This is a genomic window from Marivirga sp. (assembly GCF_024636815.1).
Classification (GTDB): Bacteria; Bacteroidota; Bacteroidia; order Cytophagales; family Cyclobacteriaceae; genus Marivirga.
In genome coordinates this window covers 13,292-30,022 of record NZ_JAGXGF010000097.1, presented here as the reverse complement: position 1 = coordinate 30,022, position 16,731 = coordinate 13,292, and the positions used below count along the sequence as shown (strand labels likewise).

Below are 16,731 nucleotides of genomic sequence, written 5' to 3'. Positions count from 1 at the left end.
TCTAATTTAGGATTCAGAACGCCTGTAAATAGTGAGTTTCAACTAAAAATTCTGAAGCAATAGCGGGCTATTATAAGGAATTTTTAGGAAGAAAATCGCTGTTTAGAGGTGGGATAGGAAAAGCTTTTCCATATAATCCAATATACTGCGTTATCTTCCCTCGATATAGCACGCTATATCTTCTCAAAGACGCCTTGTCTATTGAATTATATGAAAATCTGAATTTACAAATTAGAGTCGAACTCAGGTTATTAGAATTAAGGTTATATTTTTCATTATTAATTAAGTATTTAGAGTGACTATAAATGTTTAACGCTAAGGTTTTAAAACCTAGGCCACTCCAGCTAAATAGTAGATCTCTAAGTAAAACTAACTGCCAGAAATGAATAGTGCTAATCGTTCTATGTTTTTAACGCTAAATATATTTACAGTTTAAGGGGCTTTCCATATATAGCTGATAAAAAGCAATTTTTTCCTAAAACCTTACATCAGGTGCTAACGTTAGAATTTTTACAACCTTAAAAAAATAATAATTATGGCCGAAATAGAAATAGAAAAGAAAACGCCTAAATGGCCATGGATACTTTTGATTTTGATCATCATTGGCATACTGATTTACATATTTACCTTTAATAATGATGATGAATCTGATGATAGACAAAAATATACAACTGAGCAAACAACTGAAGAATCATCAGAAACAAGGCAGGTATCTCCGAATAATTCTACTGTGACCGCCTATGTAAGTTTTATGAAAGAACATTCTGACACCATGGGGATTGATCATGAGTTTATCAATGAAGCTTTTTTAAAATTAACTAAGGCTACCAATGCAATGGCCGTTGAAATTGGCTATGATATCAAAAAGGATATAGCTAGGGTAAGAACTCTATTAGAGAAAATTACCCAAGAAGCTTTCGAAACTACCCATGCCAATTCTATAAAAGAAGCAGCTAGGATTTTGGCTCAATCTTTACAGAATATCCAACAGAATGCTTTTCCAGATTTGACAAGTGAAGCCGATGAAGTGAAAAAGGCAGCAGCGGACATTGAAACTGATGTACTTACTTTAGATCAAAAAGAAGATGTTAAAAATTTCTTCCAAGAGTCTGCTGATTTGCTAGAAGAAATGAATAATAACTCACCACAAAATTAGAACCATGTCAGAAAATAATAAAAACCTTTATTACCTGGATGATCTTTCCAAATATAAGGTAGCCTCAGATGATAGTGACGTTAGAGGATGGGAAGTAAAAGATACCGATAACCGCACGATTGGAAAAGTAGATGGTTTATTGGCCAACAAAGAAAAAAAGAGGGTGGTCTATTTGGACATAGAAGTAGATGAATCTTTGATAGAGGAAGGACATGAAGTGTATAATGAATCATCAGGAGGAGGCGCTCATGAATTTGTTAATAAAGAAGGAGAAAATCATCTAATCATTCCGATAGGAATGGTGAATCTGGATGAAGAAAATAAAAAGGTGCTCACTAATGAAATCAATCACAGTACTTTTGCTAAAACCAAAAGGTTTAGCAAAGATGAAGGTGTGGATCGTAAGTATGAGATAACAGTCTTTGGACAATATTTTCCGGAAAAGTCAATTGATGAATCTCATCACCAAGGTGATGAATTTTATAACCGTCAGGAATTTCAAAAATCCAATAATAAAAATTAGGTCAACTCCTAATTCAAAGGGGAAATGAAATGTTCATTTCCTCGATTTTTATTGTAAATCTTATGTGGTCTCTTTACGCTTTGGTATACGGAAAATTAGGCATTTCGGAGCGATTATCGGGACACTGGAACAGAACCTTAAATGCTCTACCTAAACAATTGAAATTCACCACTGTCTGCGCAGTTTTTTTTATCCTCTATCGTCTCTCCAAATTAAGGTTTTTTCAATTTGTTCATTGAATGTAGGGCAATTCCCATCTCCGCCTCCTGATATCCCTCCGTCTGGAGCACAAACTTGATTGCAGTTTTCGTCATACAAGAAGTTAAATTGATCACAACATTCAGATGAAATATAATAATAGATCATTCCATCTGCTTTCCATTCCCAAACCTCAGTTGGAGGATTCTGAACTTCTTCATTTTTTATTTTCCTGATTTTACTTTCAATGCAATCGGGGACGTCCTTCTCCAACTCAATCTTTTCACAAGACAATATTGTCAAAACAAATAGAATTAGAACAGTAATAATTCCTATTATTTTTTTCATTTGTCCTTTATTTAAATTGTTTCTATGTTAAATGTTTGAAGTGTAACATCGCACAGCCGACTATGATTTTATAGCGTATAGTGTTAGCGCCTTTATTTATTCATTTCTATTAGTTTCCACTCTCCATTCGGTTCTTTAGTTAGATAGACACTAACATTTAAATCTTTGTCATTTCCAAGAACCTTTATTTCCAATTGAGCCTGTCCGTTTCCATTTGAAATATTTACACTACCAATTGGCATCATCCCGTATCCTTCAATTCCACCTGTCTCCACTAATATTTCCTGATTCTGTTCAATTTCCTTAACTGCGACTTTATATGCATCAGAGTTTTTCATCGCTGTCCCAGCAAATAAAAATATGAATGTAAAAAAGGCAATACCAACTCCTACTAATGCTAAAATTCTAGGTAATCTTGAGGGTTTATCAGGATTCTTAACGACTATAGTATTTGCAGTATTGTCACCAAGCCTTTTTTTATCTTTATTTGAAGCAAGAATGATAAATTCAATTGGCCAAATTATTATAAACAAATTGCGGAGGAGCAATCTACTAAAAGAAGGAACCTCATTTGGATTTTTGGCATCTCGTACCATAATTCCCATAATCCACTTTCCAGCACTAACACCATTAATTGAATCTTTAGCAAAATAAAGAAAAAATCCAGGGAGCATAACAGCTAACATTGTAGTTGTCATCTCACCCATATTATTTTCGTCCATAAATTCGGGACCTAGGGCTAAAAAGATAATTGAAACTATTAGGATAAGTAATTAATTTTCTAAATTTGGAGAAAATTGTAAATAAAAGGATGCCTAGAGTTAAAACATTCGATGTAGATGAGGCTTTGAAAAGGGCAATGGAATTGTTTTGGGAAAAAGGTTATGAATCCACCTCCATATCTGATTTAACCCAACATCTTGGAATAGGCAAGGGTAGTTTTTATGCAACATTTAAAAGCAAAGAAAACCTATTCAACCAATGCATTGAGAGTTATACCAATTCCAATTTTCCCTTCCTTGACCAGGCCTTAGAATCAGAATCTGATTACAAGCAAGGGTTACGAAAACTATTGGAAGCTTATATTGATGAATTAATGAATGATCATAAACGTAAAGGTTGCTTTATGGCAAATAGTTGTTCATTAGTTAATGGAGAAAATACAAAGGTTGGAGTTAAAATAGCTGAGCACTACGCTCGCATTGAAAAATATTTTATACTCTTCCTTGTAGAAAAGGGGGTCAAAAAGAATACAGCTAAATCAGTATCAGCCACTATTATCACGTTTCTAATAGGTGCGAGCCAACAATCCAAAATCAATAGGGATAAAAGCAGCTATTTGTCTAATGTGGATAATATTATTGCTTTATTAGATTAACCATTCACGGTAAGTATAAGCGTAGTGCGGGTTTCGGAGTATTTCAGTATCGGTGATCTCCAATTTTATTAAAAGCGAAAAAAATTTCATTTTAGCGAATCAGCCCGCATTACGCTTATACAATGTTGCCACACGTACTTTATTTATTCCATCAAATGTCTTTTTCGTTTTTCTCTGAACCATAATATTAGTCCAAGAAGAATTGTCAACAAAATCAAGCTTGGTTCGCTCATCCTTTGGGTATCTTCGCCAAGCTCTAAGGATTTGTTACCTGATAAAACCTGTTCTTGTTTCTTTTTCAGCATAGCTTTTTGTGCTTCATTTTCTACCACCAAATAGGATGTTACTGGTGTCATTACCTTTGAGATGAAACTGTATTTTACCAAATTCAGCCATTCTTTGTTTGAGTTTTCAGGATGCAGAATTTGCGAGTTCCATTGCCCTTGCATTATCAAAGCAGATTGCCAATTCTTTTCTTTAATCTCATTTTTGTTAACTTCAAATTCATCCTTCTTTAAAATTATGCTTGGCTCATTGTTATTTGGCAAATAGGCAAAAGAATTATCAGATAATTTGTATTCCAAAACAGTTTCGCAGAACATACATTCTCTATGTATTTCGGGCAGATCATCTATTGGGTTTTCTACTAAAGAATGTTCTCTAAAATTCCCGTTTTCGTCTAGGCTGAAAAACAAGTCGCTTTCAGGAAATGTGAATTTGAGGTCTGCAAAATCTTTGTCTAAAACAGCATTTTGAATACTGTCAGTTACGACCATAATTACAGGATATGTTTTCGATTTATCTTGGTAAGCATTGAGCAAGGTTTTTCTTATTGCTCTATCCAAATAAAAACCGCCTTCAAAAGTTTGACTTTTATATTCACCTTTCCAATCATTATCAAGCGTTCTGGTGATTACATAGCTGTTTACAAAGCTGATTTTTGCGTTTTCCGAAAGAGGTTTATTGTCTTTAATAACCTGTTCAATTCTTTTGATGTAATCGGTTGAATTACTGTTTTGGTCTTTAGAAGCGTCAACTAAAAAATGAAAATAGGGTTTACGTTTAACCGAATTCAATTTTTGTTTTTGTTGAACTGAAACATATGCAATATTTTCAGTTTCAATGTTTTCGTTAATAGTCTCTTCTTTGTTTCCTAATTCAACTATGTTGCTATCAATATTGAGCTTTATTGGCTCTTTATGTACGAGTTCTATACCCGTTTTTCTCACTTCATCTTTTGCAAACGGAAAAACTCTGAAAGCAATTTTATTTCCTGTTAAATAATATAGAATCCCTGGATCGCGATTTTCGTTTCGGATTTGTGAGAATATCCACATAGCCGATTTTTTCTCCGCTAAAATACCTGGCTCTTTTATGTCACCAACATATAGATAGTAATCACTAATCCAACATCCTTCGGGCAAATCAATCGTTGTGGCATATTCTGAAAACCAATTATTTCCACTTTTATTGGTTATTTCCAAGTCAACCCAACTTTTCCAAGCATTCTGAGTTTTGTCGTAGGTGCTGTTAGTGGAAATATTACTTATTTGAACATTGTCGTTTTGGATATTTTCAGGGCGTAACTCAAAAGAAGTTTTACCAAAATATATTTTCTCAATAGTGTTGATTTTAGTGTCTGACAAAGTAAGGTTGTCCATTACCAACCAATTGAAATAGGAAGACAAATAAGGAATACCATTGCCAAATATTCCACCTCTGTTTTCTTTATGGCTTTTTATAACATTAAGCGTTTTTTGAAGTGAACTTTTATCAATTTCATATTGAGTTGAGTAATCAGGACTATATAGATAAGTTAGTGTTTCATTTAAAACACTTTTGTCTTTCAGGTAAGTTGCTGTGATAAATGCTGGAATTACCAAAAAGCCCAATAACGAAATTCCAATGATGAGTTTTTTGGAAATCTGTGTTTTCAAGTAAGTAAAATCCTTTGAAAGCTCGTTGATGTGAATAACGAAAAGCAGTAAAGGTGTTAGCATTAAAAATCCTGTTCCGATTGCAATAATTGCAATTACTGATAAAGGCAAAAACGGAAGGAATACTAAAAAGAAATAGAAAGTATAGGCAAACGTTATGCTTCTTCCGATGAATACAAGTAGTCGGTATATTTTATTTTCAAGGTTGGGTAAGCAAATAAAAATGCCATTAACAATTGCAATAATATAAAACCAAGCATTATTGAAATCTCCAAAAATTCCTGATTCACTCGGACCAAAATCATTAAATAGGTGTCCGTTGTTTACAGATAATCCTACCAAAGGAAGCACTACAGCAATTGGAATTTTCCAAGCTAATTGGTATTTCTGCCAAACTTCTGCCTTTTTTGTCGCAAGTATAAAAATGCCCCGAGTTAAGAAAAATAGAAAAACTAAAGTGGCAGTAATCACAATTACCACAAAAGCGTGTACATAAAATTCGCCTTCAACTCGTTGCCATAATGGAAGTATGATTTGTGAAAACAAGTAACCTGCAACAGGAATACCTATTGCAATTAGAAAATTTACCCAAGCCTTGTGTTCCTTGTTGTCAGGTGTAAAATGAGAAACTAAAACAAATAAAGAATAGGCAAGTGTTGGCATTAGGAATGTTCCAACGTATAAAAAGATGTTGCCCGAAACCATCCATTGAGGGATTGAAAAAGGAATGATTTTGTCTAAATGGTAGCCATAGAGATAAATGAAAGGGATGTAACAAATTAGGGCGAGTAAACCATACCATACAGAAACATTCTGTTTCTTTAGAGTCAAATAAACAGCATAAGAAAAATTCAGTAATCCAAGAACTCCCAACAAAAGACCAAAAGTTTTCCAAAGTTGGATATTGTTATCTTCCAATAAGGTTTTTATGATATTAAACTGACCAAAAAAAAGGAAAAACAGCACGACCAACGGTAGCGTGTTTATAACAAATAGCCATTTCGGATTAAGCAAATTTCGCATTGTATCGTTTGTGGATTAATAATTTCTCAATTAGTACGTAAGCCAAAATCAGGAATGTCAGATTCGTAATTATGCCAATAGCTTCGTGTATGATATGTTGTTGGTTCAGGAAAATGCTTTCTGTCTGAGTCTGTACAACGATGGAGGCAAAAATCCTTGATGTATTTACAAAAATCGTCAGTAGATACGCTCCAATTAAAGCAGTCGGGATTATCAGGATTTTGCTTAAAGTCTTGTCAGAGTGTTTTACTGTCAAATAAGTAAAAAGAAGGAAGCACAAAACCCAAAAGTTAAAACCCGAGCAAGATTTGTCAATAATGATGTTTAAGTGCTCGTGGAAATATCCACTTTCTGAGAGATAAATGGAATGTGAGCCTGTCAAAAATCCAAAAAGTTTGTCGGTCGGTTTGAGAAGAAAGGCCAAGTCGTTATTGTCAGCAAGTGTAAAACCAAATTTCAGCAAAATGAAAATTCCTACTGCTGTCAAATAATATGGTATGTTCTTGTTTGTCTGCACTGTCGTTTTTTGTATGTGTGGCAACAATTAAATAGAGACATAAAAAATGTCACTATTCCCAATATTCCTTAAATAATGACAACTTTATTGCTACTATTTACCTTTCATCTGCAACCAATATCAAATGTGATTTTAATTGAAGATGAACTAAGAAATAAATATAATGAAAATAATTAAATTTAAAAGAGAATAAGAGGTGCCAAGAAGGTTCCTTCCTTCTGATTTTAATCCTAAGAGATTGCTTCACTTTAAAGGGATTCGCAATGACGGTTTTCATTTCAGCATCAAAACCATAAGCCCATCATCTCAAAATATACAACTTCCCATAGCCCTTAGTGAAGGCTTTGTCTGCTGAGGTGGCTCTTTGTTCCATAAAAGCTCCGTCTTTACGGACTAATACTCTGTATAAATAAACTCCATTGGCTAGCCTATCTCCAAATTCATCTTTCCCATCCCAGGCATAATCGGTTATGTTATTTCCAATATGGATTGGTCCGATTTCATCCTGCAATATTTTCCGAACCACTCGGCCTGTAACCGTTAAAATCTGAATCTTAATCTCTTGCGGCAGGTCAGTTCCCGTTAGGGTAAAAACAAAGCGAGTGCTGGTTGAAAAAGGATTTGGATAAGGATAAAAATTTGTGATAGTGGAAGCATTGACTACTTCAAAACGAACTTTGTAGGGCTCCTCCCCTGCTGTATTTTCACTTGCATCCGAAGCTTGTACGCTCAATTGATAATTCCCATCTTCTAAACCATCCGGTTGGTAATTAACCGTGAAAGAATTTTCCTCTGTAGCCGGAATCCACTCAATATTGGCATTAGAGAAATTTATTCTTTCTGAAATGCACTCTTCACAATCTCTTCTTAATCGAATTTCAATTCCTGTGGTATCTGATTTAGTAATTAAAGTATTTTCATCCTTCAATTTTATTTGAATGTAGGGCCTTGGGGAAACAATATCACCATCTAAAATCGTAATTCCATCAAAGGTTACTTCTACTAGAGGTGGAAGTGAATCCTTTTTTACAGTGAATAAGCGATTATAGTCTAATATATTATTGGTAAATCGTTTTTCACTATACGGTCTGTTATAATTAAAATTTAGGTTTAAATCATTCTCACCAACTTTTCCGCGGGTATTGACTTCAATAGTGAAAGAAGTATCCGTTTCGGCTAATAAGGGTGGAATCTGCATTTCCTCAGTATAAAAAGTCCTTGTTTCCCGATTAAAAATCTGACGCTGATAATAAATAGGAGTATCGAATGAATTAGGCGTTACGTTAAATACTTGAAATGATTTCGTATAAAGCTCCCCTTCTGCTATTTCATTTGCCTCTGGAGTATTTTCATCCTGAGGAATTAATACTGCATCGGGCACTTCTTCATAGACTACCTGCCAGGCTGAAAGCTCAGCCGGTGTTAGGTTATCCGGATCAGAAAGTGTAACTCTTAATCGCAATTGCGGAAATCGGTTTGCATCAACAGCTGAAATATCTAGTGGCAATTGTACATCAGAAAATATTAAACTCTGATTATTCAAGGTATCAATTCCAAAAACATCTAAGCGGATATCATCAGTCGCTTCCACTTTTGAAAAATTAGCATCGATTGAATTCCATGATTTAGCGGGTCCTATCATTCTTGACAAAATAGATCCTGACTCAAAACGAGCTACTAATTCTTCTTGTAAGAATAGCGTTTGATCTATGGTGGGTACTGTTGAAGATGCATCAGCAATCCTTTCAGTTCCATTTCCAGCTCCTACACCTTTTCTCCCCAATAAAATATAGGGCTCTCCATTTTGTAAATTATCAATAGCTGAGGGAGTCGCTCCTAAATCTAATAATTCTGCTCTATTATTCGCTCTTAGAACATTCCAGGCAACACTATCATAAGAAGTCAATAATACAAAATCCCCATCTGGCAATTCATCATAATATTTCTTAAAATATTCGGCTGGCTGATTTAATTGATTATTTCTAATTTGATTGATCACTTGTGGTCGAATTCCGCAGGACAAAGGATCTAAAACATCAAAATTACCATTCGAAAGGATTACATAAGGAACACCTGTTGACTTATCAAAAGCTACTAAATTCACTGTATTAATAGCACAAGGGCCCAATTGGCTTCCAGAAGTAGCGTATTCATTTCCATTAATTTTAATGCTGATGTCGTCAATCTCATTATTGCCCGGAGCCTCTGCAATAATATCAAAAACATTTTCTTCAAATGCCCAATTCTCATTTATGGTTAAGCCTACTATACTGTTCTGCATTAGTTGGGTTTGACTATTTTGCCTCCACGCTTGAGGTAAGGAAACATTATAAATAAAGTTGGAAGTCGTCCATTCATCTAATTCTCCTGCCTGAGGATTAGCAAATTTGGTTCTCCAATAATATACTTGATCGTCTTCAGCCAACAAGTTAACATCCCATTTTGCTATGACTCTGGCCATTAAAGTCTCAGATTTTAAGTAAGGGCTGTCAAAACTTTCAGTAGTATCTATTTGAAAAATAAATTCTCTTTCCCCGGATTTTAAATCAATGGATTGGGCTGTTAAAGTGGTGTTCTGCATGCCACTTACTCCATAAGTATAGGGGTATAAGTTCAAGGTGGTGCCTAATGACATGAAAAACTCTATTTGAGCAGTATTATTATTTTCGTTTAGCTCTTCAATTTTTCCGGCTGGATCTAAAATAACTTCAAATATATTTTGCCCAAAACTTTCAGGCCTATCATTAAAAATGGTTAAGCGTACGGTATCTTGATGATAAACCGGGGCTACGTATTGCGTATCCTGAACTATAATTTCGTTATCAGGCAAAGTTCTTTTCACCAAAACCTCTATTGAATCTTTATCAGTTATTCCGTAGTTTTTAATGATTACATCTATACCAAATTCAGATGTCAATGCATCAATATTATTACCATCCAAGGAGACTATCTCTAAAGATTCATTAGTAATTTCATAATCAGGATCTTCTGCCGGGAAAAGTTTGTAGGCGGGATCACACAACAAATTCATTTGTTGGGCTTGTGATAAATAAAGAGGTGCCGGATTAGCACCAAAAATAGATAAGTATTCATTTATTATTTCTTTATACACTATCCCGATGGGTTGATTAATCAACACTGAATCACCATAGGCTTTAGCAAAAAATATATCGCTATAGCGCTTTAATTCATTTGCAAACCCTAAGTAAGAATGAGCTATAACCCCAGTAGCTCCTTTTTCTGCAGTATTCACCCAGTTCTCCCCAAAAGTTCGCGCAGTTTTAGCTATTTCATAAAAGGCCCCTGCATCGCATCCATTAATTAAGATGAAAGGATATTTACCTTTATTCTCATAACCTAAACTTTCATCTGAAACCAATCCGATATCGATATCGGCTGTATTTGCTGCGGAATGACCAAAAAAGGTGATTAAATTTAAACCGCGATTTACCTGATCCGCTACATTTATAAACTCTACCACCTGGGTAGTCTCTTTAGTTAGATTTGAATAATCCCCACCTACATAAGGACTTGATTGGTCATCAGCAAAATCTTCTATGTAATTGATAAATCGATTGACTTCAAAAAAAGAAATCCCTCCACTTAGATTTAGAAAATGCTTCCTCCTTAAATCATTAAAAGGCTTAGATTCCATCTCCTTTATTTTATCTAAATAATTAGCTGCAATCTGACTATTATGAGCATTCAATCTTCCAAATGAAATGGATGCTCTATTATTTTCCGTAAGGTTAAAACCAAATAAATTATCAGAGCCGGGAGCGCCTGCAGTAGGTACATACTCATTAAATAAACTATTAGGGATTTCATTTCTTCGGTGGTAATTATGATACCAATTCATTCCTTTGCCAATAATAAATACCATTTCCGCTTTAGTATTTTGCACTAAAAATTCGGTAAATCTATAAACCGCAAGAGGGGAAATCTCCCCATAATTGAATTGATTGTAAAGTCTTAAAATATCGACCGTCAAGGTATCATATCCACCACCCTCAGCTGAGGCACGATAAGCTGAATAAGCATTTACAGGATTATTATATTCTCCGCTAGGCTTCATCAATTCAGGATGGCTAATGACTACATAATCCGGATTTATATTGTTTAGATTCCTAAAATTTACTCTTTCTATTTTTGGCTTTAAAAAATTTTGGTTTTGCAAATATAATCGAGCACCATTCAAAGTATTTTCTATCACCGTATTAATTTCTGCTCCCACTCTATTGGTTCTGAGTAATTCGGGTTCATTGAAATCATCAATTCGATAAAGACGAGCACTGCTATTGGTGTTGAAAAATCTTAGATAAGTTGATTCTGTAGGATTAGGATTTAATGCAAACTGATTTCCTGATTCATTTACCACATTAGTGGTCCTTTGATAATCTAACTTTATATAGGAAGCAGAGATTCTATCCGAACCTTCCGCTTGTGGAATCAGGCGAACCATCATACTACCATTAGTATTAACATCTGACCATTGTATATTTGCATTAAAAACTACATGCCCATAATTCTCAAGATTGACAGTGCCGATTGAGCGTAAAGAATTTTCAGTGGGTCCCACCAAAATTTCCGTTTGATGAAGCCTCATATTTCTACCCTGAATTAATACTTCTAAATTAGGAACCGTTGCTGATCGATTAGCTTGTAAAATATTACTTACCGTGAAATTAGTCGCAGCAGTAAAGGCAGAACCTGTCCAGCCTTCTCCCAAATCAAAAGCAGAATTATAGACCCCATTTTGCGGATTGTATCTTTGCCCTCTGTCCCCATTATTAGTGTAAAGTTGGAGTTTAGATTGCTGAATGGATTCCTCCTCAGGAAGGTTTTCTATATTATTGAGGATATTTCGCTCTATCATTCTTTTTCCTGTACTTCCATCTGTTCTCCAAGTCAAGAAATAGGCGGTAGTATCTGAAAAAAGATTATAATATTGGTGCGCTTGGTCGTCAGGATTTTGATATAATGGTGTATCAGAAACCCCATCATTTGATTTCCCTAAAAATTGAATAACATCTCCCTGATCTATTCTCCCATCATTTTGTCCGACCACTCTAATGGCAATTTCTTCTCCTCTGTGATACATTCTTATGGCGCGGGCATCAATAGTTGATAGTGGCACCCCTACTTCCAAAAGATCATTATAATTTAATTCAAAAGCAGCATTGGTTCCAACTGAAATTTTATAATAAGATTGATTGAAATTGATCCATGCTTGAGGGTTTTGAGCCCAGGAAAAATGAGATACTATAAAAAGCGATATGAAAAATAAAATGCTATTTTTTCGCATTCCAATTAAAAATCATGGTGAAAACATGTGAGTAAAGCGATTCAGAACTATTACCTAAGTCGGTGAAAGCATAATCAATTTGCAGGCTTTTATATTTAAAACCCACTCCAATATTAGCTTGCCCATTCCATCTTTCTGAACCGTTAAAATTCTTTATTTTTTGAAGATTATTACCTCCAAATCTGAGGAAAGCCATATTATCATAAGCCAGTTCTACTCCCGCTCTGGGATCAATTGAAAATTTATCTTCACTGATGTAGGTATTTCGCTCTCCATCAAAAGTGGCATCAAAATTCACTTCTGCCATTATGGAAAATTTATAAGGTAATTTTTGGGTATAAGCAGTTCCTAAAATTAATCTTGGAACCGTCATTTCGGTAGTATTTTCGGGGATTTCATTATTGGTCTGGGTATAGATATCTTCAATTAAGGTTATATTATGATACCAGGTTGTGAAAGTTCCTGTCACATCCCGTGCCACCAATGCAACATCTAGGTTCTTCCATTTATATGCAGCCCCAACATCAAAACCAAATCCCCAAGCTTTAGCAAATTCACCCACTGTTCTGTGAATCACTTTTGCATTAGCCCCAAAAGAAAGTCCATCCAGAAATTTCAAATTACGAGCATAAGAAAATTGAAAAGCATAATCAGCGGCTGAAAAGAAGCGGATATTATCATAATTCAAAGCACCATTCGCATCATACAGATAGCGCGTATCGGGTATATCATCTACTCCAAATCGTATCAATGAAAACCCCATTTTACTATCTTCATCAATTGAAGTTGCAAAGCCAGCATAATCATAGGCGGCTATTCCTGCAAAATACTCTGCGTGCATTAAATCCAAAGAGTGATCCGTTTCCAGGCTCGTTAATTTAGCTGGATTCCAATAACCTGCTGAAGCTCCTTCCACAGAAGCTACGGTTGCTCCACCTAAGGCAAAAGCACGAGCCCCAACACCAATAGCTAGAAATTCATTGGCATATTTTGGTTTAGAAACCTGAGCAGACAACTCAAACGAAAGCACTATAAAGAAAAATATGTAAAGCAGTTTTTGCATTAATTCAATCTAACTCTATTATTCATCAAAATTAACAAATATCCTAGGAAAAGATTGTCGTAGATAGGCTTTTATCTTAGTAAATTATTACTCAACTGCCTACATAGAAAGAATATTTGAGCTGTTCAAAACCGTACACTTTTCGCTATTTATTGACCTCTCACGTACAAAATTAACCTTTTAGAAACCACGCCATTTTACGCTCAAAAAAATATAAAATGCCTTAATGACTATTTAAAAGCACATTTAGAGGTTAAAACCAAAGCCTGTAATCATGCAAATTATTAAATGGTACACATCTTGGCATAGTATGAAGAGAATTGGCATAGGGGCCAAAATTAATCATCATTAAAGGATAATTATATGATAGCAGAAAAGATAAAAGCACAATTGCGGACTGGGGTTCTGGAATATTGTGTGATGCAGATTTTAAGAAGAGGTGAAATTTATGCCTCTGACATCATTGACGAACTTCTGGAAGAAGATCTTATCAAAGTAGAAGGAATTATTTACCCTCTTTTGATGCGATTGAAACAAGAAAACCTAGTTCAATATGAATGGAACGAAGCGCAAAACGGACTGCCCAAAAAGCATTATCAATTGACTGAAAGCGGGCAGAATACTATAAAGGCATTGGATGAAACTTGGATTGAGATTAATAAATCAGCCAAAAGAATCAAGAAAAAGACTGAAGAGCAATTGAAATCACCCGATGAATTTAAAGAAGAAAATTAATTGGTTGATAATTTCTCATTAACATTAATCTAAAAAATCTTAATTTTAAAGCAATGAAAAAGAATATAAGTATAAATATAGGAGGCATAATTTTTCATATAGAAGAAGACGGCTTTGACAAGCTTAAAAACTATTTGGATGCCATCAACCGCTATTTTTCTGATTTCAAAGACAGTCAGGAAATTATCAATGATATTGAAAATCGTATAGCTGAAATCTTCTTGGCTAAACTAAAAGATGAAAAGCAAATCATTGAATTAGAGGACGTAAACGCACTAATGGTTACCTTGGGTAGCATAGAGGATTTCCAAAAAGCAGAAGAAGCAGATGAGGCTTTTGAAGAAAAAACTTCTGAAACTTACGAAAGTCAAGATCCTACTGGCACCAAGAAACTGTATAGAGATACCAAAAGATATATCTTCGGTGGTGTGGCAGCAGGAATTGCACATTATTTCAATATAGATGTATTATGGATTAGATTATTATTAATACTCGGATTTTTAGGGCTTTTCCCATTTCACCCAACTTCAGCTATTATTCTTTTAGCTTATATCGTAATGTGGATTTTCTTACCGGCCAATCCTAATCTGAAGGAAGATGAAAAGGTGAAGAAACTCTACCGTAGCCAGGAAAACAAAGTGATTGGCGGTGTGGCTCGTGGCCTGGCAGCTTATTTCGGAACTGATGTGGCCGTAATTAGAATCTTATTTGTTCTATTGCTTATCCCAGGTGGAGCCGGATTTATTATTTATTTAGTGCTTTGGTTTATTACTCCAGCAGCCAAAACAGTTACTGAGAAAATGCAAATGGAAGGAACACCCATCACGCTGAGCAATATTGAGAGAAATATTAAAAGCAGCTTGAAGGTAGAGAATGGAGAAGAAACTCCCTTAGTGAAAATCTTATTATTCCCTTTCCGTTTGATCGCTATTGTCTTAAATGGTTTGGCGAAAGCTTTAGGGCCAGTATTGAACTTCATAGTGGAAGCTGCAAGAATAATCTTAGGAATTATATTAAGCTTATTTGGTTTGGGTCTGGGTGTTGCATTTATTGTCCTACTTTTTGTTTCGCAAGGAATATGGTTTGAATCAGCTAATATTAACTTTTTCGACATACCAAATGAATTAATTGCCAATACATTCTCATTAGAATTAGTGCTAATCAGTTTCTTGTTTTTAATTGTCCCGGCACTGTTTATCATGATTTCAGGAGTAAGTGTAATGGCCCGTAAATGGTTATTGAATAGAACTGTAGCATTTTCACTTTTAGCCATTTGGTTTATGAGTTTAATCGGTGCAGCTATCATAATTCCGACTACTGCCATGAAATTCAGAAATGATGGAGAGGTATTCGAAACTCATGAATATGAGCTTCAAGATAAGGTTGCTGTATTAAAATTAAAGGAAGTAGGCTTTGAAGATTATGACGTTACAAATCTAAAAATCAGAGGATATGAAGGCGATAAAATAAAGCTAGAAAAAAGATTTAAAGCTCAAGGAAACAGCAGGATTGATGCTGAAGAAAATGCTAAAATGACTTACCATAATGTTGAGGTAAAAAACGATAGTATTTTTTGGTTCGATTCTAACATTCAGTTTTTAGAAGATGCTGCATTTAGAGCTCAAACTTTAAATATGGTTTTGTATGTTCCTTATGGACAAGAATTTGAAATGGATAGAAAAATGCGTCATATTTTACGCAACACTATCTATATCAATGGCTATAATGTGGGACAAATACATAACAACCGATGGGTTTTTGAGAAAAAAGGAGGCTTGAATTGTTTGACTTGTTCAGAGGTGAAATCAAATAGCAGTGTGTATAATCGTACAGATTCAGACCGATTTTTTGCCACACCCTTCACGTTTTCAGATGATGCCTATGTGCGAACTTATGATATTGTTGATTTTAGTAAAATTTCAGCTTCCACCGGAATATTTGTTGAAATCAGACAAGGAAATGGTTATGATTTCCAGGTAGTGGTTGATGAGCAGGAGGATTTGGAAGATTTCCGATTTGAAGTGAAAAATGAAAGACTGAAAATGTATATTCAAAAACGAGATTGGGACTGGAATTTTTTCTCAGGTGATTCATGGAATTGGAAAGGGAATATCCCGGATGTGAAATGTATCATTACTTTACCTGAGTTAAAAGAATTGGAATTATCATCAGCTTCACAAGTTCATCTTTTGGGTTTTAAAGGGGATAAACTCAATATTGATATAAGTTCAGCTGCCAAGCTTATTGGTGATGTAAATTATAATCAATTAAACATGGAGGTTTCCAGTGCTTCAAAAGTAAAACTCAGAGGAAATGCAGATAAAATGGATTTGGATATTAGTAGTGCAGCCAATGTTGAAGCTTTTGACTTAATTGTTAAAAATTGTGAAATAGATGCTTCAAGTGCTTCTAAAGCTGAGGTGAATGTTACTGGATATTTAGATGCAAGTGCTAGCAGTGCTGCAAAAATCACTTATCAAGGAAGTCCTCGATTAGAAAGTAATAGCAGTAGTGGAGCAAAAGTATCTGCTGATTAATTTTATATTTA

At 34.7% G+C, this 16,731-nt stretch carries 11 protein-coding genes; 5 read left to right on the top strand and 6 right to left on the bottom strand.

The window, feature by feature from the left end:
• Positions 1–535: 535 nt before the first annotated feature.
• Together Q0L29_RS07330 and Q0L29_RS07325 are read left to right on the top strand one after the other, a co-directional pair.
• A complete protein-coding gene (locus Q0L29_RS07330; RefSeq protein ID WP_296620384.1) occupies positions 536–1,156 on the top strand; it encodes a hypothetical protein in 621 nt (206 codons plus the stop codon).
• 4 nt (positions 1,157–1,160) lie between these two features.
• On the top strand, positions 1,161–1,679 hold the full coding sequence (locus tag Q0L29_RS07325) for a PRC-barrel domain-containing protein (protein WP_296620382.1): 519 nt from the start codon (positions 1,161–1,163) through the stop codon (positions 1,677–1,679).
• A 189-nt stretch (positions 1,680–1,868) separates the two neighbouring features.
• Here the strand turns inward: Q0L29_RS07325 and Q0L29_RS07320 are convergent, their stop codons facing one another.
• On the bottom strand, positions 1,869–2,225 hold the full coding sequence (locus tag Q0L29_RS07320; protein ID WP_296620380.1) for a hypothetical protein: 357 nt from the start codon (positions 2,223–2,225) through the stop codon (positions 1,869–1,871).
• A gap of 92 nt (positions 2,226–2,317) precedes the next feature.
• Positions 2,318–2,986 (bottom strand): RDD family protein, encoded by a 669-nt coding sequence (locus Q0L29_RS07315; RefSeq protein WP_367275761.1) that lies wholly within the window; start codon positions 2,984–2,986, stop codon positions 2,318–2,320.
• A 26-nt stretch (positions 2,987–3,012) separates the two neighbouring features.
• Between Q0L29_RS07315 and Q0L29_RS07310 the strand changes: the two genes are divergently transcribed.
• Positions 3,013–3,603, top strand: a complete 591-nt coding sequence (locus tag Q0L29_RS07310) for a TetR/AcrR family transcriptional regulator (protein WP_296620378.1) — start codon at positions 3,013–3,015, stop codon at positions 3,601–3,603.
• 143 nt (positions 3,604–3,746) lie between these two features.
• Here Q0L29_RS07310 and Q0L29_RS07305 read toward each other — a convergent pair whose 3' ends face one another.
• From Q0L29_RS07305 to Q0L29_RS07290, 4 genes are all read right to left on the bottom strand, one after another.
• On the bottom strand, positions 3,747–6,563 hold the full coding sequence (locus Q0L29_RS07305) for an MSEP-CTERM sorting domain-containing protein (RefSeq protein WP_296620376.1): 2,817 nt from the start codon (positions 6,561–6,563) through the stop codon (positions 3,747–3,749).
• Positions 6,547–7,080 carry an exosortase K gene (xrtK, locus tag Q0L29_RS07300; RefSeq protein WP_296620372.1) on the bottom strand — a complete coding sequence of 178 codons (534 nt, stop codon included), beginning with the start codon at positions 7,078–7,080 and terminating at the stop codon, positions 6,547–6,549. Before xrtK ends, Q0L29_RS07305 begins: the two co-directional genes overlap by 17 nt.
• 301 nt (positions 7,081–7,381) lie before the next feature.
• Positions 7,382–12,385, bottom strand: coding sequence for a C25 family cysteine peptidase (locus Q0L29_RS07295; protein WP_296620370.1), 5,004 nt, complete (start codon positions 12,383–12,385; stop codon positions 7,382–7,384).
• A complete protein-coding gene (locus Q0L29_RS07290; protein WP_296620368.1) occupies positions 12,372–13,448 on the bottom strand; it encodes a PorV/PorQ family protein in 1,077 nt (358 codons plus the stop codon). The genes Q0L29_RS07295 and Q0L29_RS07290 overlap by 14 nt, the downstream gene beginning before the upstream one ends.
• A 363-nt stretch (positions 13,449–13,811) precedes the next feature.
• Here Q0L29_RS07290 and Q0L29_RS07285 point away from each other — a divergent pair, with 363 nt between their 5' ends.
• A complete protein-coding gene (locus Q0L29_RS07285) occupies positions 13,812–14,183 on the top strand; it encodes a PadR family transcriptional regulator (protein WP_296620366.1) in 372 nt (123 codons plus the stop codon).
• A 53-nt stretch (positions 14,184–14,236) separates the two neighbouring features.
• Positions 14,237–16,720, top strand: coding sequence for a DUF2807 domain-containing protein (locus tag Q0L29_RS07280; RefSeq protein WP_296620365.1), 2,484 nt, complete (start codon positions 14,237–14,239; stop codon positions 16,718–16,720).
• The last annotated feature ends 11 nt before the right edge of the window (positions 16,721–16,731 follow it).

Bases quoted from the DNA above. Each gene is read 5' to 3' on its own strand.
- Q0L29_RS07285 (WP_296620366.1), top strand. From the start codon at position 13,812: ATGATAGCAGAAAAGATAAAAGCACAATTGCGGACTGGGGTTCTGGAA.
- Q0L29_RS07330 (WP_296620384.1), top strand. From the start codon at position 536: ATGGCCGAAATAGAAATAGAAAAGAAAACGCCTAAATGGCCATGGATA.
- Q0L29_RS07305 (WP_296620376.1), bottom strand. From the start codon at position 6,563: ATGCGAAATTTGCTTAATCCGAAATGGCTATTTGTTATAAACACGCTA.
- Q0L29_RS07280 (WP_296620365.1), top strand. From the start codon at position 14,237: ATGAAAAAGAATATAAGTATAAATATAGGAGGCATAATTTTTCATATA.
- Q0L29_RS07320 (WP_296620380.1), bottom strand. From the start codon at position 2,225: ATGAAAAAAATAATAGGAATTATTACTGTTCTAATTCTATTTGTTTTG.
- Q0L29_RS07325 (WP_296620382.1), top strand. From the start codon at position 1,161: ATGTCAGAAAATAATAAAAACCTTTATTACCTGGATGATCTTTCCAAA.
- Q0L29_RS07295 (WP_296620370.1), bottom strand. From the start codon at position 12,385: ATGCGAAAAAATAGCATTTTATTTTTCATATCGCTTTTTATAGTATCT.
- Q0L29_RS07290 (WP_296620368.1), bottom strand. From the start codon at position 13,448: ATGCAAAAACTGCTTTACATATTTTTCTTTATAGTGCTTTCGTTTGAG.